We start from the raw sequence: 22,162 nt of genomic DNA on the forward strand, positions 1-22,162 counted from the left end.
CTTACCGGTAGTCCCTCAGCCGCTGCGTCAGCCCGCTCCAGGCGAGTGCGGCGGCGATGATGCCGAGCAGCAGCGCGAAGCCGGAGGTCACCGAGGCGGTCGTGCCCACCCCGAACTCGGCGTCGTCGAACTGCTCGACCAGGTCGTTGTGCAGCGCGGTCGTGATCTCGTCGAAGGCGGACCCGGTGGCGTCGATGACCTGGAGACGGGCGGTCGTGCCCGAGGCGTCCATCAAGGTGTCGATCCCCTCCGACGCCTCCTGCCAGGTCGTGCTGTAGCCCGTCTCGCCCAGCGCGCGGATCGCACGGGTCGCCTCGTTCATCTCGGCGTCCAGCCTGACGGGGAGCTCGTCCTCCAGGCCGAGGGCGACCGCATACTGCGCCTGCCTGGCCTGCAGCACCTCCTCCATGGCGGTGGCTCGGGTGGCGACGGCGTCGACCCGGTCCTCGTAGCTGACCGGCAGCGCCGAGGGGTTGAGCGAGACGTAGGTCAGCCAGCCGGTGATCGCGGTCGCGATCAGCAGCGGCACGTTGATCATCCGCCGCGTCAGCAGCGCCAGCCAGACCATGACGCCGATCATCACCACGGTCGCCAGGCCGCCGAGCAGCGCGGTCAGCCCGGAGCGCGAGCCGGTGTTGAGGTTCTCGGCGGACTCCGAGGCCACCTGTCCGCTGGCCTGCCCCGCGGCGCGAGAGGCGGCGGAGGAGGTCGCGTAGGTCTGCGCCGCCCCCTCGGCGTCGGTGCGCGCCTGCTCGATCGCCCGCTCGGCCAGCACGTCGGCGTGGAGCAGCTCCCGGGCCCCGGCGCTGCGCGGCTGGTCGCTGCCCGAGGCGGTGAGGTTCTCGACCGCGTCCTGGTATGCGGTGTGGAAGCTCTCCCTGTCCGGCTCCCCTCCGGTGCTCGCCTCGGCCACGGCCCGTGCCGCATCGAGGTCACCCTGGGCGACCGCGATGCCCGCCCGCTCGGCCGCGACCCACTGGGAGGCGATGACGTTGGGGGTGGGGTTGACCCCGCCGGTGTCGAAGGTGCCCGTGGCCGCGATGCCGGTCAGCGCCGCCGCCGCCGTCGCCAGGGCCCGCGCGAAGCGGAGCCGGCCAGGTGTCGAGGAGGTCCGCCGTGGCTTCTGAGCCTGTTGCTTGGCCTGCTGCTGAGCCTGTTGCTGTGCCTGGGGCTGCTGAGCCTGTGCCCGTGCCTGCTGCGGCGCGGCCGCCTGCTGTGCCTGAGCCTGCTGTGCCTGCGCCTGGTTCGCTCCCTGGCCCGGAGCCGGAGCGCTCACCTCGTCACCTCGTCACCGCCATCGTCACTGCCACCATCGACGCCATCTTCGGCCGGCTCCAGGGGCGGCCCCTCGGCGCCGTCGCCGACACTCAGGTCGATGGCGTCCCGGTCCTCGAAGTCCTGCCGCTCCAGCGTGCGCAGCTCCTCGACGGTGGCGTCCTCGGCGTCGCGCAACCGCCACGCGTGCCGCCCGATGGCAGCCTCGAGCATGTTGCGGCTGAAGCGGCCGTTGCCGAAGCTCGGCCCGCGCGGCGTCGCCTTCAGGATCTCGCGGAAGCGCGTGCTGGCGTCCTCGGAGATGTCGTAGTCCATCTTCTCGGCCAGCGTGCCCTGGATCGCCACGAGCTCGTCGTCGGTGTAGTCGTCGAACTCGATGATCGTCCGGAACCGGCTCTCCAGCCCAGGGTTCATCGCCACGAACTCCGCCATCGGCGCGGGGTAGCCGGCCACGATGACGACCAGGTCGTCGCGGTGGTCCTCCATCTCCTTGACGAGGGTGTCGATGGCCTCCTTGCCGTACTGGTCGCCGTTGAGGCTGTAGGCCTCGTCGATGAACAGCACCCCGCCCTTGGCCGACTCCACGACCTCGGCGGTCTTGGCCGCGGTCTGACCGAGATAGCCGGCGACCAGCTCGGAGCGGTCGACCTCGACCAGCTGGCCCTTGGACAGCAGCTTCAGCGCCCGGTAGATCCCGCCGATCAGCCGCGCCACCGTCGTCTTGCCCGTGCCCGGGTTGCCGACGAAGACGAGGTGCCGGGTCAGGGTGGCGACCTTCAGGCCGGCCTCCTGACGACGCGCGTCCATCTTGAGCACGGCGACCTGACGGTGGATCTCGGCCTTGACCCGCTCCAGCCCGATGAGGGCGTCGAGCTCGGCGAGGAGCTCCTCCAGGCTGCGCTCCGGCTCGGCCGGCCCATCGGTCTCGGTGGCCGGGGTCGCGTCCGGATCCTCCTGGGTCGCGAGCTGGTCCGGGGCACCCACGGTCCCGGTTCCCTGTCCACCGGGCGCCTGCGGCATCAGGTCCTGCGGCCGCACCTCACCGGTCGGCTGAGGGGGCAGCGGCGGCATCCCGGCCCAGGGATCCTGCGGGGGAGCGCTGGATCCAGGGCCGGTGCCGGTCGCGGCGCGGCCGAGGCTGCCGAGCATGTCGCGCACCCGCTCCGACTGCTCCTGCGCGCGCCGGAGCAGGTCGTGACCCATGGTCTCCAAGGAAGAAGAGGCGGGGGTATGCGGCGTCGCGCCAGATCCTGTCGTCCCACCGGTCGGGGATGGGCCGGTCGGGGATGGGCCGGTCGGGGATGGGCCGGTCGGGGTCGGGCCGGCGGGGCCCGGCGTCGGCAGCACCGGCTCTGGGCGGACGCCGGCCGCGGTCAGCTGGGTCCGCGCCGCGGCGGTCGCCTTGCCGACGCTCAGGGCAGAGGCCCCCGGCACCGCGCAGGCGGAGGTGGCCACGGAGGCGAGAGCTTCCGCATACCCCTTGGCGTGGGGGCTGCCCTCGGCTACCAGGGTGGCCAGACCGGTGGTGGCGATGGAGCCGTAGCGGCGGCCGCGCGGCACCATCCCGAAGAACTCGCTGGCGGGCACGCCGAACGCGCTGCCCCAGGTGCGGGCCAGCTCGCTGGCGCCGGTGGACGACTCCATGACCGAGGCGGCCAGGGCCATGCCCTCGGCCCGGGCCATCGACTCGTCGAGGCCGGACTCGCGGCCGACGCGGGCGAGGATCTCGACGGCGTCGCGCAGCTGCTGGGTGCTCATGCGTTCCTCTGCTGGATGATCATGGGTTCCTCTCGGGCGGGGCGAGGGCGGTCACCGACCCCGTGGGGTCGTCGGCCTCGGGCATGTCGGGCACGGGCGCGCTGGCGGAGTCCACGCGCAGCGCCCCGCCGTCACCGGCGTGTCCGAACTTCTCGGCGATGAAGCGGCCCTGGGCGACCAGCTCGCGGGCGTCGTCGCGGTAGACGGCGTCGAAGACCCGGTCCATCGTCAGGCCCAGCAGGTCGAGCTGGTCGACGAGCACCATGAGGGAGGTCTTGGCGCCGTCGACGGGGCGGGTGTCGGCGTAGCGGCGGGGCAGGCGCTGGTAGGCGCCGATCGCCTCGGGCAGGTAGTCGGTCGCCGTCGCCATGACCGTGTAGCCGAGGTCGCTGCCGCTGATCCGCTTCAGCCGCGGCACGGTGTCGCGCGCGGTGTCGATCACCCGCTGCGCGCGGGCGACGACCACGGAGGGCAGGGCGCTGGAGGTCAGGGAGGTCTCGGTCTCCTTCAGCGCCTCCAGCACCTCCTCGGCGGTGGGGGGAGGGGGCAGGACCAGCCGGTCGGACTCCGGGGTCGCCGGGGTCCGACCAAGCATGCGGTCGAGCAGGTCTCCGAAGCCCACGGTCAGCGTCCGGTGCCGGAAGTGTCACCCAGGTCGAGGGAGCCGCCGGCCAGGCGGATGTCGGTCTTCTTGGCCCGCTCCAGGTAGTCCTGGCTCTTGGCGACCTCGCCCTCCAGGACCCCGATGGTCTGGGCCATGTTGTCCAGCGCCTGGGAGCGGAAGGCGTCGATCGCGTCCATCGTCTCGTAGATGTTGGCGAAGGCGGCCTGCAGCTGCTCCAGGCCCAGGGTCGAGGAGGCGGCCTGCTCCTGGATGGCGACCGAGTTGTCGCGCAGCATCTCCGAGGTGCGCTGGATCATGTCGCTGGTCGTGGTGTTGAGCGCGGTGATCTGGTCCAGGACGAGCTTCTGGTTGTTCAGCGCCTGGGCGACCAGGACGGCGGTGCGCAGCGCGCTGACCGTCGTGGTCGAGGCCCGGTCGACACCCTTGATCAGCTCGATGTTGTTCTTCATGATGATGTCGATGGCCAGGTAGTTCTGGATCGACACCGCCAGCTGGGTGAGCAGGTCCTGGTGCTTCTGGCGCACGTAGAACAGGACGTCCTCACGCATCGCCTTGGCCGACTCCGGGTCGGTCTCCTCCAGCTGCGCGACGTGCGCGGACACCTTGGCGTCGAGCTGCTCGGCGATGTAGACGTACTGGTTGAGGCGGCCCATGGTGTCCCAGAGCTGCTGCTTCTCCAGGTTGAGCGCGGCGTTGTCCTTGGACAGCTCGTCCTGGCCGGAGCGCAGCGCGTGCAGGATGCCGTCCAGGTGCTTCTCGGCCGACTCGTACTTGCGGAAGTAGTCGCGCAGGCGGTCCCCGAACGGGATCATCCCGAGGAACTTCTTGGTGCCCTTGGCGTCGGCCGGGTCGAGGTCCTCGACGGTGCGGCGCAGCTCCATCAGGGTGCGGCCGACCTTGGACTCCTTGGAGATGCCGCCCTCGTGCAGCGCGCGCACCGGCGACTTGAGCAGCCGGTTGGAGGTCTCGGCGGCGGCGCGGATCTCGGCGTCACCCATCGTGCGCACGTCGGCGGCGCGCTTGGCGAACTCCGGGCTCTTGGTCTCGGTCTGGGTCAGGCCGTGGAGGAACTCCTCGACCTTCTTGTCCAGGGCCGGCACCGCCTCGGCGGCGACCTGCGGCGCCATCTTCGGGGCGGCCGTCTCGGCGACCGGCTGCGGCGGGGCCGGGGCGGTCAGGGTCAACGGGGCCTCGAGGGGCTGGGGCGCGGCGAGCTGCTGCGGCTGGTCGGACATCGTGGTTCTTCTCCTCGGGTCGCGTGGGCGGCCTGGCCCCCTGGTGGAGGACCTGCTGGTGGCGAGGGTCCTCACGGCTGTCGGACCCTCAGTCTGCACTGACGGTCCCATTGTGTCGCGGGTTCCACCCTCGCACACGGGGGATGCCCACCAGAAGGAGGACACGGGCGGATCTCGGCAGGGTCGTGAGGAGGCGTGAGGAGGCGTGGGGTGGCCCAGGGAGAGGTGTGGAGGGGGAGAATGCTGCGGTGAGCGACCACATACCCAGGGAAAAGCTGCGGCGCACCGTGCTGACGGTGGCCGGGCTCAACTTCGGCTACTTCTGGGTGGAGGTCGTCGTCGCGCTGTCCATCGCGTCCGTGGCGCTGCTGGCCGACAGCGTGGACTTCCTGGAGGACACGGCGGTCAACCTGCTGATCTTCCTCGCGCTCGGGTGGCCGCTGGCCAGGCGTGCGCTCGCCGGCAAGGTGATGGCCGGGATCATCCTGGTGCCCGCGGTCGCGGCGGCCTGGGCGGCTTTCGCCAAGGCTGGCGACCCGAGCCCGCCCGACGTCCTGTCGCTGGTCCTCACCGCCGGTGGAGCCGTCGTGGTCAACGGCGTGTGCGCCTGGCTGCTGTCCGGGATCCGGCACCACGGCGGGTCGATGACGACCGCAGCCTTCGTCACCGCGCGCAACGACATCATCGTCAACCTGGCGATCATCGGGATGGGCGTGCTGACCTGGCTGACCGACAGCGGGTGGCCGGACATCGTGCTCGGCGTGATCATCGTCGTCGTCAACGTCAGCGCGGCCAAGGAGGTCTGGGAGGTGGCCACCGAGGAGAGGTTGGCGGCGAAGGCGCTGGCGGGCGAGGACGTCGAGGACGACTAGACGTCGAGTCATGGTCGTTTCGTCGTGCACTTTACGAATCGTTGAGTCACGGCTATGGTCCGGGTATGAGGCACTCCACGTCCGAGGGAAGGTTCAGCTCCGCGTCGGCCCAGGGGAGGTCTGACGGGAGGGGGACGTCCGGGGTCAGCGCGGCGGAGGGCTGGTGGGTAATGGTCCTGGCGCTCGTGCTCTTCGTGGGGCATGCCGTGCTCTTCCAGGCGCTGGCGTTCGAGTGGGGCGGGATCCTGCGGTTCGCCCTGCTCTTCCTGATGATCTTCGGGCTCGCCTGGCTCGGCCTGCAGCGGCGGGGGGCGGAGGGGGTACACCCGCGGGGTCATCGGCGCGCCGCGCTTCTCGCCGGGGCTTGGGCCTTCCTCGTGGCGACCGTGGCGGGCTGGTTCTGGATCGCCCAGGGTGAGCACGACGTGGGCTGGCCGCTCACGACCGCCGTGTCGGCGCTGGCCTTCGCGCCACTGGCCGTCGTGGGGTGGCGGTTGGCCCGGGCGGGGGCACGGTGACGAAAGCCCGGTCCCTGTCGCCGCCGGGTCAGGGTCGCCCCACCCTGGCCCAGGCGCGGGCCGCGCTGGACGACCTGGTGCACTCGCCGGTCCGGCTCACCCTGATGAGCGCCCTGGCCAGCGTCGACAGCGCCGACTACCAGACGCTCCGTGAGGAGATGGGCCTGAGCTACGCCCTGCTCACCAAGCACGCCACGATCCTGGAGGATGCTGGCTATCTCGCCGTGTCGAAGGCCTTCGAGGGCAAGACGCCCCGGACGACCTATCGGCTGACCAGGCGCGGGAGAGCCGCGTACCAGAGCCATCTCGCCGCGCTCGACCGCATCGTGGAAGGACTGCGGAGAAGCTAGCCGCGCTGTCAGTCCTTGCTGCCATGCTGGACGTGATCTCGAGACGGACCGATCGAGCGGGGGAGCGATGAACCTCACGACCTTCAGCGTGGCGACCTTCAACCTCTACAACCTCAACCTGCCGGGCGGGCCGATGTACCGCGACGCGGGCGGCTGGACCGAGGAGGAGTATGCGGCCAAGGTCGCCTGGACGGGACGGCTGCTGCGCGACCTCGCGCCCGACGTGGTGGGCGTTCAGGAGCTGTGGCACGCGGAGGCGTTGGCGGAGGTGGTGCGGTCGGCGGGGTCGGAGGGGGAGTACGACCTGCTGGCCGAGCCAGCGACGGGGGCCAAGATCGTCTGCGGGGCGCTGGTGCGGTCCGGTCTGTTGGTGCCCGGGTCGGCGCGGTGGATCGAGGACTTCCCCGACGACCTGCGGCTTGAGTCGTCCGGGGACGACCCGCAGACGCCGGAGATCTCGGTCGGCATCCGCGGCTTCTCCAGGCCGGTCCTGCGCTTCGAGATCCAGCCGCGCGAGGACGAGGAGGCGATCGCCGTCTACGTCGCGCACCTGAAGTCCAAGGCGCCGACCCAGCTGTGGAAGGAGGGCTGGTATGCGGCTGAGCGCGAGCGTTTCCAGCCGCACGCCACCGCCCTGGGTGCGGCCCTGGCCACGATCCGGCGCACCGCCGAGGCGGCGGCGCTGCGGGTGCTGCTCACCGCCGAGCTGAAGGGCACCACCACGCCGGTGATCGTGCTGGGCGACCTCAACGACGGCCAGTCGTCCAACACGCTCAACATCCTCACCGAGCAGCCTCGCTACCTGGTCGGTGGCTCGGTCGGCGGGGCGGACAACGGGCTCTACGCCGGGCAGACGCTGCAGGAGTATCGCGACACCCGCGACGTCTACTACACCCACGTCTTCCAGGACATGCGCGAGTCGCTGGACCACGTGCTCGTCTCGGAGCAGCTCTACGACCACTCGCGCCGACGGCGGTGGCTCTTCGACGGGCTGGTGATCTACAACGACCACCTGGACGAGGAGGACCACAAGGCGCGTGGCACGGGTGATCACGGCATCGTCCGGGCGCGCTTCCGGCACCGCCCTGCCTGACCCGACCTGTCCTGACCTGACCCGAGAATTCACCGGGCCCGGCCTGACGCGCGGGGGCGCGCGGCCGCATACTCAAGGTGTCGAGCTCTCGACGCATCAGGCACGCACGAGGGGAGCAGGGCATGGCCATCCACGGATCGCTGTTCGAGGAGTTCAAGGAGACCGAGGCGCGGGACCAGTTCGTCCGGCAGAGCAGCAAGATGCTCAAGGTCCGGATGGACTACGGGCCGGTCATGGCGCGGCTGGGGAGCATGGTGGCCTACCAGGGGGACATCCGCTTCGCCAACCGCGGCTCCGGCGGGCTCAACAAGATGCTCAAGTCCGCGGTGACCGGCGAGGGCGTGGCCATGATGGAGTGCACGGGGCAGGGTGAGCTCTTCCTCGCCGACGACGCCTCCGACGTGCAGATCCTCTACCTCGAGGACGACATGGTGTCGGTCAACGGCGCCAACGTCCTCGCGTTCAGCTCCTCGATCCAGTGGGACATCCACCGGGTCTCGGCGCGCGGCGGCATGATGGCCGGCGGCCTGTTCAACGTCTCGCTGCGCGGCACGGGGTATGTGGCGGTCACCACCAAGGGCGATCCCGTCGCCCTCGACGTCGCGTCGGCGCCGACCTTCGGCGACGCCCAGGCGGTGGTGCTCTGGACCGGCGGGGTGCGGATGGACCTGCGCGTCGACAGCGGTGGGCTCGGCTCCATGCTGCGGGGTGGCACCGGCGAGATGATCCAGATGGCCTTCACCGGCCACGGGCACGTCCTCGTCCAGCCGGCCGAGAACGCCGGGCCGACAGGTGCCGGCGAGCGCCGCGGCGGCAGCGGGCTGGGGGACCTGTTCGGTGGCTGAGGTGCCGTGAGGTGAGGTGAGGTGTCTGGTCGGTCACACTGACCCGAAAACGCGCCCAACCACATACCCCCGGGCCTATATTGGGGCATGAGAAAGCTCCTGATCCTGGGGGCGGGCACGGCGGGCACGATGGCCGCCAATCTCCTACGCACAGCCCTGACCGAGCACGCCGCCGACAGTGGTGGGTCGGGCCGCGGCGGAAGAGGGTAGCGTCGGGACCGTGGCCACCGATCTGCAGCGCACCGTCGCGCCCCCGACCGAAGCACCCTCCACGGTCGCGCCCCTGACCGACCGCCGCCCGCCCCGCCCCACGGACCGGGCCTGGACCGACGAGGCGGTGCGCAAGCTGCGCGCCGACGCCAACCGCAGCGCCGACACGCATCTGATCAAGCTCGATCTGCCGGCCGGGTGGGACGTCGACATCTACCTCAAGGACGAGTCGACCCATCCGACAGGGAGCCTGAAGCACCGGCTCGCGCGCTCGCTGTTCCTCTACGCGCTGTGCAACGGCTACATCCACGAGGGGACGACGATCATCGAGGCCAGCTCGGGGTCGACGGCGGTGAGCGAGGCGCACTTCGCCCGCATGCTGGGCCTGCCCTTCGTCGCGGTCATGCACCGGGACACGAGCCCGGAGAAGATCCACCTCATCGAGCAGGAGGGCGGCAGCTGCCACCTGGTCGACGACCCGTCCGCGGTCTACGACGTCAGCCGGGAGCTGGCGCTGGAGTATGACGGCTACTTCATCGACCAGTTCACCTACGCCGAGCGCGCCACGGACTGGCGCGGCAACAACAACATCGCCGAGTCGATCTTCCACCAGATGGAGCTTGAGCCGCACCCGGTGCCGAGCTGGATCGTCGTGGGCGCCGGCACGGGTGGGACGTCGGCGACGATCGGGCGCTACGTGCGCTACCGGGGGCACGCGACCCAGCTGTGCGTGGTGGACCCGGAGGGGTCTGCCTTCCTGCCCGGCTTCCTCGGGGAGCTGGACGGTTATCGCCCGTGCGGGTCGCGGATCGAGGGGATCGGCCGCCCGCGGGTGGAGCCGAGCTTCATCCCGGGGGTCGTGGACCGGATGTGCGGCGTGCCCGACGCGGCGTCCGTGGCGGCGATGCGCTTCCTGGGTGAGCGGACCGGTCTGTCGTGCGGTCCGTCCACGGGGACCTCTCTGTATGCGGTGCTCCGGCTCGCGTGCGAGATGCGGGCTGCGGGGGAGGTCGGCTCGATCGTGACGCTCCTGTGCGACGACGGGAGCCGGTATGCCGACACCTACTGCTGCGACGAGTGGGCGGGGGAGCGCGGTTGGGTGCTCGAGCCCTACCTGGAGGTGCTGGAGCGGGCGTGGGAGACGGGGGTCTGGGCCGAGGAGGTCTGGTCAGAGGGAGCTGCCGAGGCTCGGTGACCTCCGTCGGGACGACGGAGTCGTGTCCTAGCTCGCATCGTCGTCGCTCGGTGAGACAGTCCCGTCCGGCCGGTCATCTGCCGTGCCTGCCTCGTCTGCCGTGCCTGCCTCGTCTGCCGTGATTGCCTCGCCTGCCGTGACTGCTCCCTCTGTGGTGGCCGGCGTCTCCGCGCGCTCACGCTGACGGGCTCGCTCGGCCTCCAGCGTCTCCGGGAGCGGACCGGTGCGTCGACGGCCGTCGGGGGAGGTGTGGGTGAGGATCGTCGTGGCCCAGCCCTCGAACCTGCGGTCGCCGGCCTCCTCCTCGTCCTCCCCGCTGAGCCGTTGTCGGGGGTCGCGCCAGGACAAGGCCTCGATGACCGCCTGGTCGATGGCGTCGCTGCGGGCGTGCTTCCGGGTGGCTTCGGATGCCGCCGGGTCGTCCAGCACGGCCCGGATGCGCTTCTCGATGCGGGCGAGAGCGTCGTTGTAGAGGCGGGTGTACTGCCGGTAGTCGTGGACCCGGGTCCGGTAGATGCGGCCCAGGAGGGTCGTCCACGTCACTGTCCGGTCGCTGGGATCCATCACCGCCCGCCACGCCTTGCACGTCTTGAGGTGGTGATGGCCCTCGTGCGCCGTCTGCAGGTTGGGCTCGGCGGTCGGGCCCTCTGGCCATTCCAGGACATGGTCGAGCTGGGCGTAGCTGGCATGTTGGACGCACCCCGGTGCTCGGCAGGTGACGTCGGCCGCATGGATCTGGGCCCGCATCAGGCCGTCCGGGGCATAGCTGTCCACCGTGCGCTCGACGCATCTGCCGTCGGCCTGGTCGGTGAGGAGTCGATACATGATCGTGCCGGGTTGCAGCGCGAGGTCCCGAACCTCGTCGGGTGTCAGGAAGTAGGGCTTGACCCCGAGCGTCTCGCCGACGGCCAGGGTCTCCGGAGGTGAGTACAGGCCGGCCTCGGCAGCTGCTCTGACGGTGAAGAGATCTCCGCCGTCGCTCAGGATGCGAGAGACCGTCTCCCTGGCCGTCGCGATGGCTGGATCGGAGTGGTCGGGGGAGCGGCCCGGCGAGGCGGAAGGGAGACCATCGGGGTCGGTCGACGGCGTGTCTGGGTGGGGTGGCGGACCATCCGGGTCGCGAGGTGGCTCGTCCCCGATGCTCGTTCCGGTGCGAGCGAAGTCGGGGAGGGGCTGGTTTGGGTCGTGGAGGAGGGCGGAGTAGGGGACCACCACGTTGAGCACGGCGCTGGGCAGCGCAAGCAGCACCTTCGTCATCTGATCGGTGTGCTCGGTGGTCACCAGGTCGGGATCGGTGGGCAGCTCGGGCAGGTTGAGGGTGGAGTGCAGCAGGAGGCTCATCGCCAGATCGCTGCGCAGCTGGCCCAGGGTGCGCTCGTCACCGCCGTGGCGGGCGAGCCGGGCACCCCGCTCGACCCGGTCCTTGGTCGCGGTGGCTTGGGTGGCGGTGCACCCAATGATGACCTGCCCCGTGCCGTCGGAGTTGAGCCGGACGATGAGGTCGCGCGACTCCCGGGCTCGCTCGCGGGCCTCCCGGGCGGCATCCTGGTCTCGCGACCTGACCGCCTGGATCTCGCGGTCCAAGGCCTTGCGGAACTCCTGGTGGTTCCACGGCTCGTCCTTGAGGCGTCCCTCCGGGTCGAGCCGCTCGGGCGCGACGGTGCCGGGGTCGGAGCCGAACAGCACGTCGGCCACGTGGGCGGCGTCCTCGTGGGGGAGCTCGGCGCTGGCCCGGTAGTAGGGGCGGGCGAGGCTCCACGGCACCACGCCGTGGTCCATGGCCGTGGCCACGGTGTCGGAGACGTCAGCGGGAGTGGTGGCCAGGGTGACAAGGTCGCGAGCCTCGCCCTGGCCCAGGCCGGTGAACGCGGTGATCTCGGCGGCCGCGGTGCTCCGGCACCGCGAGAGCCAACGCTTGCGCGCGGTAGCCGTCATCTCCGAAGGGGCGGCCAGGCCACGGTCGGCGAGCAGCACCCGGCCCGTGCGCAGGGACAGCTCGCGCGCCGTGCGCACGAGCGTGGCATCGAGATGGGAACGGAGGGCGGTGAGCGCGCCGAACCGGTCAAGGACCCGGGAGCCGGCCGCGACGAGGGCGCTCCGGTCCGGCGCCCCGACGCTGGTCTCGGACACACGGGTCTCGGAGGTGCCGGCGGGGAGGGTATCCAGGTCCAGGCCCGATTCGAGCGCACCCGCGGTCTGTGCCGCCATGGCGAACCACTCCTGGGCGTGCGGGGCTACACCCAGGTCCGCGAGGGCCTGACGAAGGCGACCCATCGGGGAGGCTGGAGCGTCGGCTGGTGACTCGTCGGGCGCGTGATCCTGGGACACGCCGTCATACGAGATCTCCAGGCGTGGCACCTTCTTCGTCAGCAGGGTGCGCAGGAACCGCTCACCGGGGGAGGACTCGCTCTCTGGTGGAAGGACTTCGCTCAGCGTCAGCTCAGACATCGTGACCCTCCCCTCCCCTTGATCGATGCTTCTACCTGCGACGTCCCCTCAATAATAGAACATATGTCCGACAGGTCAAGGGTCGACATTCCGCTCTCAGCGAACCCCCTCGGGCGGGAGTAGGCTCCGGGCTGTGAGGACATTCGCGGCAGGGCTCGGCAGTCAGACGGAGCTCGCCGGCCTGTGGCTGACCTTCCTGTCCGCCGATGGCCTGGAGCTGGTGAGCCTTGACGCCGTCGACTGGATCGCGGTCGACCTCCAGCACGGCAGCCTCGGTGTCCACGACCTGGCGCCCCTCGCCCGAGCCACCTCGTTGCCCGTCGTGGCCAGGGCCGCCTCCCACGATCCTGCCCACATCGGGGCCATCCTCGACTCCGGCGTGGACGGTGTGATCGTGCCGACCGTCGAGTCGGGTGAGCAGGCACGAGAGCTGGTGGCGGCCGCATACCCGCCCCCTCGAGGTCGTCGCAGCCTCGGGCTCTCGCGCTCCGCACGGATCACGCACCAGGACCCGCCGCTCCTGCTCCCGATGGTCGAGACCGCCGCCGGGCTGGCCGCGCGCGAGGAGATCGTGGCGGTGGAGGGCGTGGACGGGATCTTCGTCGGACCGTACGACCTGACCCTGAGCCTGGGCGCACCCGAGGTTCGGGATCCGCAGGTGATCACGGCGATCGACGAGGTGCGGGCCACGGTCGAGCGGGCCGGCAAGATCACCGGCTGCTTCAGCGGCTCCCCGACGCTCACCCCGCTCCTCCCGCCGCTGCAGCTCGTCGCGGTGGAGACCGACCTGGGCTGCCTCGAGGCCGGTCTCGCGCAGCGGTTCGGCGACCGCGGCTCCCGCTCGCCGGAGATCGCCACCGACAGCTCCTCGGAATAGTCTGGTCCTCCGGGGGCTTGCACCTGCTGGCCGCACGGCACATCGCAGCACCAGGAGCACCACGTGGCAGAGAGCACCATCCGGATCACCGACGAGGACCGCCGCGCAGGGCTGCGCCGGATGCGGTTCGTGGCGACCGGGCTCCTGGTCGTCATGGCGATCATCTACGTCCTCACCCACGGGCGGGACGGGGTCTGGGGCTACGTCAACGCGGCCTCGGAGGCCGGCATGGTGGGCGCCTTCGCCGACTGGTTCGCCGTGACGGCCCTCTTCAGGCACCCCCTGGGGCTGAAGATCCCGCACACGGCACTGGTGCGCAAGCGCAAGGACGACCTGGGCGCGAGCCTCGAGCAGTTCGTCACCGAGAACTTCCTGACGCCGGCCGTCCTGCGCGACAAGTTCCTCGACGCCCAGGTGGTGCGCAGGCTCGGGGAGTGGCTCGGGCGCCCCGAGAACGCCGAGCGGATCGTCGCCGAGGCCGTGCCCTTCCTGCGCCGCGGCATCGAGCGCATCGACGAGCACGAGCTGCGGACCCTCGTCGACGAGGTGATCATCCCCAAGGCCCGCAAGGAGCCGCTGTCGCCGGTCGCCGGCCACCTGCTCGAGCGCGTCGTGGAGGACGGCTCGCACCACGGACTCGTCGACCTCGCGGTCCGCGAGCTGCACGCCTGGCTGTCCCTCCACCAGGACCAGGTCGAGGACATCATCCGCTCGCGCGCGCCCGCGTGGGCGCCCGCCTGGGTCAACGACCAGGTCACCCGACGGGTCTACCAGGAGGCGGTGCGCTGGGCGCGCGACGTCAAGGACGACCCGGAGCACAAGCTCCGCCGGGCCGTCGACGACTACCTCTCCGAGCTGGGCCGCGACCTCCAGCACGACCCGCGCACCAGCGAGCGCTTCGAGTCGCTCAAGGAGCGCCTGCTGGACCACCCCCAGGTCAGCGCCACCGGCGTCCGGCTGGGGGAGACGCTGCGCTCGGCGATCCTGGAGGCGCTCGACGACCCCAACGGCCACCTGCGGACCCGCATCGCCACCGAGCTGGCGGCGCTGGGCCGGCGGGTCGTGGAGGACGACGGGCTGCGCGCCCGCCTCGACGCCTGGAGCGCGGACACCGTGGTGGGGCTCGTCTCCCGCTACGGCCCCGAGCTGACCTCGGTCATCTCCTCCACGATCAAGCGGTGGGACGCGTGCGAGGCCTCGGACAAGATCGAGCTGCACGTCGGCCGCGACCTGCAGTTCATCCGCCTCAACGGCACGATCGTCGGTGCCCTGGTGGGCCTGGTGATCCACACGCTGTCGCAGTTCCTCTGACACCGGTCAAGCCTCCAGGAGGGGGCCTGTGGACAACTTCTGCGCCGGGGAGGGCTTTTTCGGCAGTCTTCCGGCATGACTTTCGAAGACGTCCCTGACGACTGGCCCACCCGACCACTGAGCGACCAGGTGCTCGCCGCCGACCTTCTCGACCTGTGCGTCACCGACCAGGACCGGATGAAGGGCGGGCTCAGCCTGCTGCTCTGCCGCCGCGACGACACGCTCGCCCAACCGGTCTTCGTCGGCGACATCCCCGACCCCGACGAGCTCTCGTTCACGGTGGAGCGGATGCTGGAGATCACCGGGGAGGTGCCGGAGGTCGCCTCGGTGGTGCTCTCCATCGTGCGCCACTGGGGGTCGGTCACCGACGCCGACCGTGCCCTCCATCAACATGCGATCGAGGTATGCGGTCGCACCGGGATCCGACTCCTCGGCACCTTCCTCGTGACCTCGGCGGGGGTCACTCCTCTTCCGGTCGCCTCCGCGCTCCTGTCCCGGCACGGTGCAGCCTGAGAAGCGCGGCGCCACAGGGTGGCACGGTCGCCGCGTTACTCCGGCGTGCCCCAGTCGGAAGACGAGACGGTCGAGGAGACATCGGCCGAGGACGGGCAGGAGACGACCGACGACGCCCCTGAGGCGCCCGAGGACACGGGGACCTCCGAGGTTGGGGCAGCGACCATCGGCGACGCCCAGGAGATCACCGGGGTCCGCACGGGCACGCATGACGGGTTCGACCGGGTGGTGCTCGACCTGACCGGCGACGAGGTGGGGCTGGGGTGGTACGCCGCGTTCACCGACCAGGTCTTCCACGACCCGACGGGGGAGCCGCTCGACGTCGCGGGGCAGACCTATCTCCAGCTAGGGGTCAGGGGGATCGACTGGATCGTGGACTCGCCGGAGCGCTACGCGGGCGACCCCGTCCCCGGCGGGAGCACCGTCGTCGAGGAGGTCGTCTTCGGCGGGCTCTTCGAGGGTCAGCAGCAGATCGTCCTGGGCCTGACCGAGCAGACGGCCTACCGCGTCTTCGCCCTCTCCGACCCGTCGCGGATCGTCATCGACGTCCAGCACCCCTGACGCGTTCGCAGACCCGTCGCGGATTCCAATCCGCTTGCGCCCTGCTCGTACAGTGGAAGACGTGCCTGAAAATCCCGACCCCGCCCGCACCCCGGGCGAGCGCCCACGCGGCCGGGGATCACGCAGGCCGCGGCGTGACGGAGGCGTCCGGAACGGCGGGGGACGGGACCGAGCGGGACGGGACAGAGGGGGACGGGACCGAGGGACACGCGACGGGAGAGGCGGGCGACCGCATACCCGCTGGCAGGAGCGTCGTGAGGCCCGCAGGGCCGCCCTCCCCGCACCGGAGTCGATCAGCTTCCCGGCCGACCTGCCGGTCAGTGAGCGGCGCGACGAGCTGCGCGAGGCGATCCGCGACCACCAGGTCGTGATCGTCGCCGGCGAGACCGGCTCGGGCAAGACCACCCAGCTGCCCAAGATCTGCCTGCAGCTCGGGCGCGGCGTCGAGGGCATGATCGGCCACACACAGCCCCGCAGGATCGCCGCGAGGTCGGTCGCCGAACGCCTCAGCGAGGAGCTCGGCGCGCAGCTGGGCACCCTGGTCGGCTACCAGGTCCGCTTCACCGACGAGTCGCGCGACGACACGCTCGTGAAGGTCATGACCGACGGCATCCTGCTCTCGGAGCTCCAGCACGACCGGATGCTGCGGCGCTACGACACCCTGATCATCGACGAGGCGCACGAGCGCAGTCTCAACATCGACTTCATCCTCGGCTACTTGCGCCAGCTGCTGCCCCGGCGGCCCGACCTGAAGGTGATCATCACCTCGGCGACGATCGACGTGCAGCGTTTCGCCGAGCACTTCGCCGATGCCGAGGGCAGGCCGGCCCCCGTCATCGAGGTGTCGGGGCGGACCTACCCGGTGGAGGTCCGCTACCGCCCCCTGCTGCGCGAGGGCCCGCCGACGAAGCAGGGCGAGGCGACCCAGATCGAGGTCGACCAGGTCACCGGCGTGGTCGAGGCCGTCGAGGAGCTGTGGACCGAGGCCTCCGGACGCGACGGGCGCGGGGAGGACGTGCTCGTGTTCTGCTCCGGCGAGCGGGAGATCCGCGACGTGGTCGACGCCCTGGAGGGTATGCGGCTCCCCGCCACCGAGATCCTGCCGCTCTACGGCCGTCTCTCCGCGGCCGAGCAGCACCGCGTCTTCTCCCGGCACGCGGGACGACGGATCGTGGTGTCGACCAACGTGGCCGAGACCTCGCTGACGGTGCCCGGGATCCGCTATGTCATCGACACCGGGACGGCTCGGATCAGCCGCTACAGCCAGCGGCTCAAGGTGCAGCGGCTGCCGATCGAGCCGATCAGCCAGGCCTCGGCCAACCAGCGTTCCGGGCGGTGCGGACGGCTCGCGGACGGCATCGCGATCCGGCTCTACAGCGAGGAGGACTTCCTCTCGCGCCCGGAGTTCACCGACCCCGAGATCCTGCGGACCAACCTGGCCAGCGTCATCCTGCAGATGACCAGCCTGGGGCTGGGGCAGATCGAGCGCTTCCCGTTCATCGAGCCGCCCGACGCGCGGCAGATCACCGACGGCGTGCGGCTCCTCACCGAGCTCCAGGCCATCGACCCCGAGGCCCCCGCTCATCTGCCGCGCAAGCGGATCACCCCCTACGGCCGGGCGATCGTGGCGCTGCCGGTCGACCCGCGCCTGGCCCGGATGCTGGTCGAGGCCGAGCGGCACGGCGCGCTCAAGGAGGTCCTGGTCATCGTCTCGGCGCTCTCGATCCAGGACGTGCGGGAGCGGCCGGCCGACAACCAGGCGCACGCCGACCAGCTGCACGCACGGTTCCGCAAGGTCGGGGGAGTCCCGCGCGGGGAGGGCGGTCGCGGTGGCCGGGACGGGCAGCGTGGCGACGGCCGCACCGGCGCACCCGTCCGCGTCCAGGGCGCTGACGGTCGTGGACCCAAGGACCCTGACTCCGCCTCCGCCAGGGACACCGTCGACAGCGACTTCCTCGTCCTGCTCAACCTGTGGCGCTATCTGCAGCGGCAGCAGAAGGACCTCTCCGGCAGCGCCTTCCGCCGCCTCTGCAAGGCCGAGCACCTGCACTACCTGCGCGTGCGCGAGTGGCAGGACCTGCACACCCAGCTGCGCCAGGCGGCCAAGGGCCTCGGCCTGACGCCCAACGACCACCCGGCGAACGCCGACGCCGTCCACCAGTCGCTCCTGGCCGGCCTGCTCTCGCACGTCGGGCTCTACGACAAGGACAAACGGGACTACCTGGGCGCCCGCAACGCCCACTTCGTCCTCCAGCCGGGGTCGGTGCTGCACCGCAAGAACCCCGACTGGGTGATGACCGCCGAGCTGGTCGAGACCACCCGCCTGTGGGCCCGCACCAACGCCGCGATCGACCCGGCCTGGGTCGAGCGCGCGGCGGCGCACCTGGTCAAGCGGTCCTACTCGGAGCCGCGCTGGTCCCGGTCCGCGGGCAGCGCGGTCGCCGACGAGCGGGTGACGCTCTACGGCATACCCCTCGTCGCCGGGCGCCAGGTGCCCCTCGGCCGGATCGACCCGGAGCTGGCGCGGGAGCTGTTCATCCGCACCGCGCTGGTCGAGGAGGACTGGGACACGCGGCACGAGTTCTTCCACGCCAACCGCAAGCTCGTCAAGGAGCTCGGGCAGCTCGAGGCGCGGGCGCGGCGGCGCGACATCCTCGTCGACGACGAGACGCTGGTGGAGTTCTACGACCAGCGGATCCCCGCCGAGGTCGTCTCCGGGACGCACTTCGACACCTGGTGGAAGGATGCGCGGCGCAAGGACCCGCGGCTGCTGACCTTCACCGAGGACCTGCTGGTCAACCAGGAGCAGGCCGACGCCGTGCGCGGCGACGCCTTCCCCACGAGCTGGACGCAGGGCGAGTTGACCTTCGGGCTGACCTACCAGTTCGAGCCGGGCGCGGACGCCGACGGCGTGACCGTGCACCTGCCGGTCGAGGTCCTCAACCAGGTCGAGGAGGACGGCTTCGACTGGCTGGTCCCCGGCATGCACGAGGAGCTGGTCACCGCGCTGGTCAAGGCGCTGCCCAAGGACCTGCGGCGCAACTTCGTCCCCGCGCCGGACCACGCCCGCGCGGCGCTGGAGGGTATGCGGCAGGCCGGCTCGGTCGGCGCCCTCCCCGTCCGCGAGGCGCTGGCTGCGGAGCTGACCCGCCGCGGACTGGTGCGGGTGCACGCCGCGGACGTGGAGTGGGAGCGCGTGCCCGACCATCTGAAGATGACCTTCCGGGTCGAGCGCGCGGTCAAGCCTGCCGGAGATGCGCAGGGAAATGCACACGGGCGCAAGGGATCTGGGCGCGGTGAGCGTGGTGGGCAAGGGCGTGGTGGTCCGGGGCGGGGCAGGACTCGTGGGCGGATCGAGGTGCTGGGCGAGGGCAAGGACCTGGCGGCGCTGAAGGCCGAGCTGGCCGGCCACGTCCGCACGACGATGGCCGCCGCCGCCTCCGGCGTGGAGAGGACAGGTCTGACCACCTGGCCCGCGGACCTGGACCCGCTGCCCGAGTCGTTCGCGCGGAAGGTCGGGCCCCGCACGGTGCAGGGTCACCCTGCGCTGGTCGACACCGGCGGGGCGGTGGACGTGCGCGTCCTGGCCACCCGGTCGGAGGCCGACCGGGAGACGCGCCGAGGCATCCGCAGGCTGCTGCTGCTCAACACGGCCCCGCCCTGGAAGCGGCTGCTGGCGCTGCTCACCAACCAGCAGAAACTGGCCCTGGGCCACAACCCGCACGGGTCGGTGCCCGCACTCCTGGACGACGCGCTCGCCGCCGCGGTCGACTCCGTGGTGGCCGGGCTGCCCGGCGCGACGGTGCGCACGCCGGTGCAGTTCGAGGCGGCGCTGGTCGCCGTGCGCCAGCAGACCGTCCCGCGCGTGCTGGAGATCGTCGAGGCGCTGGTGCCGATCCTGGACACGGCCCGTGAGGTGTCGCTACGGCTGCAGCGGCTCACCACCCCGGCCGCCGCCGACATGGCGGTCGACCTGCGCCGGCAGCTCGACCAGCTGATCCGCCCCGGTTTCGTGGCCGAGGTCGGGTGGGCCCGCCTGCCGCGGATGGTGGTCTGGCTGCGGGCGATGGCCGAGCGGCTCGACAAGGGCGTGCAGGACCTGCCCCGCGACCGCGAGCGGATGCAGGACGTGCAGGTCGTGGAGGAGGAGCTGGCGGCCTTCCTGGACAAGCTGCCCCCGCACCGCCGCCAGGACCCGGACGTGCTCGACGTCGTCTGGTCGCTGCAGGAGCTGCGGGTCTCTCTCTTCGCCCAGCGGCTGGGGACCGCCGGGCCGGTCTCGGCCAAGCGGATCTACGCCCTGATGGATGCCGCGGAGGACGCGTCGGCAGGCTGAAGACGTGTCGTGGGTCTGTCAGGGGGTGAGAGGGGTGAGCGTGGCCACCGCGAGGTCGGGATGGTCGGTGTTCACCGCGTCGATGCCGACGTCGAGGAAAGCCGAGACCATACCGGCGAGGTCGCCCTTGACCGCGGGGTCGTCGCCGGCTGTGGCGTCCCCCTCGGACCCCCCGTCGCCTCGGCGGAAGTCGGTGAAGAGGAAGGCGTTCTCGGCCCGGAAGGTGTAGGGGTGCACCCACAGACCCTGCTCGTGGGCCCGGGCGGCCAGGCCGGTGTCGGAGCCCATCGAGTGGTCCTCGTTCACCGAGACGACCATCGACAGATCGGGGCTGATGCCGCTGACGCCTCGACGCACGAGCTCGGCCAGGCCCTCCTGGCTCGACCACCAGGCGTAGTCCGGGTCGTGGAGACCGGCGTCTGCGGGCCGCCCACCGTTCCACATGAGCTGGGACCGGGGGGCCAGCACGCCGAGGTCGGCGAGGGTGGCCAGGCTGCTGGGCTCGAAGGCGTGCAGGAGCACGTCGCCGTCGGACCGGTTCTGGTCGAACCTGGCCAGCAGGTCGGCCAGGACCGGCTCGATCGGCAGGCCGAGGGCGGCGAAGTAGGCCGAGTGCTTGATCTCCGGGTAGAGCCCGACGGGTCGGCCCAGCTCGACCGCCAGCTCGGCGCGCAGCTCGAAGACCTCCTCCACCGTGAGGATCGGCAGCTGGCCGTCCAGCACGGCGCTGTCCGGGCGCAGGTCCGGGAGCCGCTCGACCGCGCGCAAGGTGCGCAGCTCGGCCAGGGTGAGGTCCTCGGTGAACCATCCGTCCTGACGCTCGCCGTCCACGACCTTGGTGGTGCGCCGGGCGGCGAACTCGGGCCGCGTCGCGATGTCGGTGGTCCCGGCGAGGTTGTTCTCGTGGCGGGCGACGAGGACGTGGTCGGCGGTCGAGATCACGTCGAGCTCGAGCAGGTCGGCCCCCTGACGTGCCGCGAGGGTGTAGGCCTCCCGCGTCTGCTCCGGCCGGTAGCCGCTGGCGCCTCTGTGCGCCACGACGAGGGGGCGGGACCGGGTGAGGGCGGTGACGGCGATCGGCTGACTGGTCACGCCGGCACGCTATCGCTTCGGCTACCGCCGGAGCCCGTCGGTGGAACGACGCGCCACCAACCCCGGCTCCTCCGCCATGACGGACGTCGGCGTGCCCGCCTCACCCTTGAGGGTCCGCAGCAGCAGATCCACTGCCGCAGCGGCGATCTCGGGCAGATGAAGGTCGAGCGCGGTGAGCGGCGGCTCGGACACCTTCGCGCGCACCCCGTCGTAGCGGGTCGCCAGCAGCACGTCCTCGGGGACCCGGAGCCCGGCATCCCGGATCGCCCGGAGGGCTCCGGTGGCCAGGGCGTCGATCACGACGCAGAGACCGTCGAGGTCGGGGTGGGCCTGCAGGAGCTGGGAGGTGGCCGCATACCCTCCCTCCTCGCCCTCGGCCTCGTCGATGCGGGCGACGACCTGCTCCTGACCCGTCCCCGCGCAGAAGTCGGCATAGGCCTGGAGCGTGTCGACGTAGGAGTGGCGCTCGCTGGCCCCGCACACCAGCGCGATCGTCCGGGCACCCCGCTCGCGCAGGTGCTCCAGGAGCAGGGCCGCACCCCGCCCGCCCTGCATCTCGACGTGCGGCGCGTCCGACCCGGGGAGGCGGCCGATGGAGACGAAGGGCAGGTAGCGGGCGGTGAGCTCCGCGGCGAGGGGGTCGTCCGCACGAGGCTCGACGAGGATCGCGCCGTCGACGTCGACGTGGGCGAACGGGCTCTGCGCGGTCTCGGCGGGCGGCACGAGGACGAGGCTGTAGCCGCGCATCAGCGCTGTCTCCGCGGCCGCGGCGGCCACCTCGGTGAAGAAGCCCATGCGCGAGCTCCCGGCCGACACGGCCGTGGGCATCGAGGACATCAGGGCGATGGAGTTGGTCGTGCCCAGGCGCAGGCTGCGGGCCCGGGCGCTGGGGCGGTAGCCCAGCCGTTCCGCCGCGTCCAGGACACGTTGACGGGTCTCGGCGTTGACCTGACCCATTCCTCGGAGTGCGTGCGAGACCGTGGTGCGGGAGACGCCGGCCGCCTGGGCGACATCACCGATGGTGGGCCGGCGTGACATGGGCGTCAGT

The 22,162-nt window shown here is 71.4% G+C and carries 18 protein-coding genes; 11 read left to right on the top strand and 7 right to left on the bottom strand.

Annotated elements, in window-relative coordinates:
* Window position 1: 1 nt before the first annotated feature.
* The 4 genes from ACTMMA_RS07640 to ACTMMA_RS07655 are packed head-to-tail and all read right to left on the bottom strand — an operon-like array spanning window position 2 to window position 4,893.
* Complete coding sequence (locus ACTMMA_RS07640) at window positions 2-1,276, bottom strand: hypothetical protein (protein ID WP_441189523.1); 1,275 nt, start codon at window positions 1,274-1,276, stop codon at window positions 2-4.
* Entirely contained in the window at window positions 1,273-3,033 is a 1,761-nt protein-coding gene (locus tag ACTMMA_RS07645) for an AAA family ATPase (RefSeq protein WP_441189524.1), read from the bottom strand. The genes ACTMMA_RS07640 and ACTMMA_RS07645 overlap by 4 nt, the downstream gene beginning before the upstream one ends.
* Before the next feature lie 19 nt (window positions 3,034-3,052).
* On the bottom strand, window positions 3,053-3,628 hold the full coding sequence (locus ACTMMA_RS07650; protein ID WP_441189525.1) for a hypothetical protein: 576 nt from the start codon (window positions 3,626-3,628) through the stop codon (window positions 3,053-3,055).
* Between the two features lie 29 nt (window positions 3,629-3,657).
* Window positions 3,658-4,893, bottom strand: coding sequence for a toxic anion resistance protein (locus tag ACTMMA_RS07655; protein ID WP_441189526.1), 1,236 nt, complete (start codon window positions 4,891-4,893; stop codon window positions 3,658-3,660).
* Window positions 4,894-5,141: 248 nt separating this feature from the next.
* Here ACTMMA_RS07655 and ACTMMA_RS07660 point away from each other — a divergent pair, with 248 nt between their 5' ends.
* The 6 genes from ACTMMA_RS07660 to ACTMMA_RS07685 all read left to right on the top strand — a co-directional run bounded on the left by ACTMMA_RS07660 (window position 5,142) and on the right by ACTMMA_RS07685 (window position 9,976).
* Complete coding sequence (locus ACTMMA_RS07660; protein WP_441189527.1) at window positions 5,142-5,765, top strand: cation efflux transmembrane domain-containing protein; 624 nt, start codon at window positions 5,142-5,144, stop codon at window positions 5,763-5,765.
* Between the two features lie 65 nt (window positions 5,766-5,830).
* On the top strand, window positions 5,831-6,283 hold the full coding sequence (locus ACTMMA_RS07665; protein WP_441189528.1) for a hypothetical protein: 453 nt from the start codon (window positions 5,831-5,833) through the stop codon (window positions 6,281-6,283).
* A complete protein-coding gene (locus ACTMMA_RS07670) occupies window positions 6,280-6,633 on the top strand; it encodes a winged helix-turn-helix domain-containing protein (protein WP_441189529.1) in 354 nt (117 codons plus the stop codon). Before ACTMMA_RS07665 ends, ACTMMA_RS07670 begins: the two co-directional genes overlap by 4 nt.
* Window positions 6,634-6,700: 67 nt before the next feature.
* Window positions 6,701-7,726: an endonuclease/exonuclease/phosphatase family protein gene (locus ACTMMA_RS07675; protein WP_441189530.1), complete on the top strand. Its 1,026-nt coding sequence runs from the start codon at window positions 6,701-6,703 to the stop codon at window positions 7,724-7,726.
* A 122-nt stretch (window positions 7,727-7,848) separates the two neighbouring features.
* Complete coding sequence (locus ACTMMA_RS07680) at window positions 7,849-8,571, top strand: AIM24 family protein (RefSeq protein WP_441189531.1); 723 nt, start codon at window positions 7,849-7,851, stop codon at window positions 8,569-8,571.
* Between the two features lie 283 nt (window positions 8,572-8,854).
* Window positions 8,855-9,976, top strand: a complete 1,122-nt coding sequence (locus tag ACTMMA_RS07685; RefSeq protein ID WP_441189665.1) for a PLP-dependent cysteine synthase family protein — start codon at window positions 8,855-8,857, stop codon at window positions 9,974-9,976.
* Window positions 9,977-10,003: 27 nt separating this feature from the next.
* Here ACTMMA_RS07685 and ACTMMA_RS07690 read toward each other — a convergent pair whose 3' ends face one another.
* Window positions 10,004-12,424 (bottom strand): hypothetical protein, encoded by a 2,421-nt coding sequence (locus tag ACTMMA_RS07690; RefSeq protein ID WP_441189532.1) that lies wholly within the window; start codon window positions 12,422-12,424, stop codon window positions 10,004-10,006.
* A 133-nt stretch (window positions 12,425-12,557) separates the two neighbouring features.
* On the opposite strand from ACTMMA_RS07690, the gene ACTMMA_RS07695 reads away from it, so the two are divergent.
* The 5 genes from ACTMMA_RS07695 (at window position 12,558) to hrpA (ending at window position 20,022) form a co-directional block, all read left to right on the top strand.
* The gene (locus ACTMMA_RS07695) at window positions 12,558-13,301 is read left to right on the top strand and encodes an HpcH/HpaI aldolase family protein (RefSeq protein WP_441189533.1); all 744 of its coding nucleotides are present in this window, start codon (window positions 12,558-12,560) and stop codon (window positions 13,299-13,301) included.
* Window positions 13,302-13,364: 63 nt separating this feature from the next.
* Window positions 13,365-14,612 (top strand): DUF445 domain-containing protein, encoded by a 1,248-nt coding sequence (locus ACTMMA_RS07700; protein WP_441189534.1) that lies wholly within the window; start codon window positions 13,365-13,367, stop codon window positions 14,610-14,612.
* A gap of 75 nt (window positions 14,613-14,687) precedes the next feature.
* Window positions 14,688-15,125 (top strand): hypothetical protein, encoded by a 438-nt coding sequence (locus tag ACTMMA_RS07705; protein WP_441189535.1) that lies wholly within the window; start codon window positions 14,688-14,690, stop codon window positions 15,123-15,125.
* Between the two features lie 45 nt (window positions 15,126-15,170).
* Window positions 15,171-15,686: an AMIN-like domain-containing (lipo)protein gene (locus ACTMMA_RS07710; RefSeq protein ID WP_441189536.1), complete on the top strand. Its 516-nt coding sequence runs from the start codon at window positions 15,171-15,173 to the stop codon at window positions 15,684-15,686.
* Window positions 15,687-15,747: 61 nt separating this feature from the next.
* On the top strand, window positions 15,748-20,022 hold the full coding sequence (hrpA, locus tag ACTMMA_RS07715) for an ATP-dependent RNA helicase HrpA (RefSeq protein WP_441189537.1): 4,275 nt from the start codon (window positions 15,748-15,750) through the stop codon (window positions 20,020-20,022).
* Between the two features lie 18 nt (window positions 20,023-20,040).
* Here hrpA and ACTMMA_RS07720 read toward each other — a convergent pair whose 3' ends face one another.
* On the bottom strand, window positions 20,041-21,114 hold the full coding sequence (locus tag ACTMMA_RS07720; RefSeq protein ID WP_441189538.1) for a glycerophosphodiester phosphodiesterase family protein: 1,074 nt from the start codon (window positions 21,112-21,114) through the stop codon (window positions 20,041-20,043).
* Between the two features lie 21 nt (window positions 21,115-21,135).
* The gene (locus ACTMMA_RS07725) at window positions 21,136-22,152 is read right to left on the bottom strand and encodes a LacI family DNA-binding transcriptional regulator (RefSeq protein ID WP_441189539.1); all 1,017 of its coding nucleotides are present in this window, start codon (window positions 22,150-22,152) and stop codon (window positions 21,136-21,138) included.
* Window positions 22,153-22,162: the final 10 nt, after the last annotated feature.

The sequence above is a fragment of the Ornithinimicrobium panacihumi genome (genome assembly GCF_052073805.1).
In the GTDB taxonomy this organism is placed as follows: Bacteria; Actinomycetota; Actinomycetes; order Actinomycetales; family Dermatophilaceae; genus Ornithinicoccus; species Ornithinicoccus panacihumi.

What these genes read in the sequence shown, in the direction of transcription:
- ACTMMA_RS07680 (WP_441189531.1), top strand. Translation starts at nt 7,849, where the DNA reads ATGGCCATCCACGGATCGCTGTTCGAGGAGTTCAAGGAGACCGAGGCG.
- ACTMMA_RS07690 (WP_441189532.1), bottom strand. Translation starts at nt 12,424, where the DNA reads ATGTCTGAGCTGACGCTGAGCGAAGTCCTTCCACCAGAGAGCGAGTCC.
- ACTMMA_RS07645 (WP_441189524.1), bottom strand. Translation starts at nt 3,033, where the DNA reads ATGAGCACCCAGCAGCTGCGCGACGCCGTCGAGATCCTCGCCCGCGTC.
- ACTMMA_RS07705 (WP_441189535.1), top strand. Translation starts at nt 14,688, where the DNA reads ATGACTTTCGAAGACGTCCCTGACGACTGGCCCACCCGACCACTGAGC.
- ACTMMA_RS07725 (WP_441189539.1), bottom strand. Translation starts at nt 22,152, where the DNA reads ATGTCACGCCGGCCCACCATCGGTGATGTCGCCCAGGCGGCCGGCGTC.
- ACTMMA_RS07665 (WP_441189528.1), top strand. Translation starts at nt 5,831, where the DNA reads ATGAGGCACTCCACGTCCGAGGGAAGGTTCAGCTCCGCGTCGGCCCAG.
- ACTMMA_RS07675 (WP_441189530.1), top strand. Translation starts at nt 6,701, where the DNA reads ATGAACCTCACGACCTTCAGCGTGGCGACCTTCAACCTCTACAACCTC.
- ACTMMA_RS07655 (WP_441189526.1), bottom strand. Translation starts at nt 4,893, where the DNA reads ATGTCCGACCAGCCGCAGCAGCTCGCCGCGCCCCAGCCCCTCGAGGCC.
- ACTMMA_RS07650 (WP_441189525.1), bottom strand. Translation starts at nt 3,628, where the DNA reads ATGCTTGGTCGGACCCCGGCGACCCCGGAGTCCGACCGGCTGGTCCTG.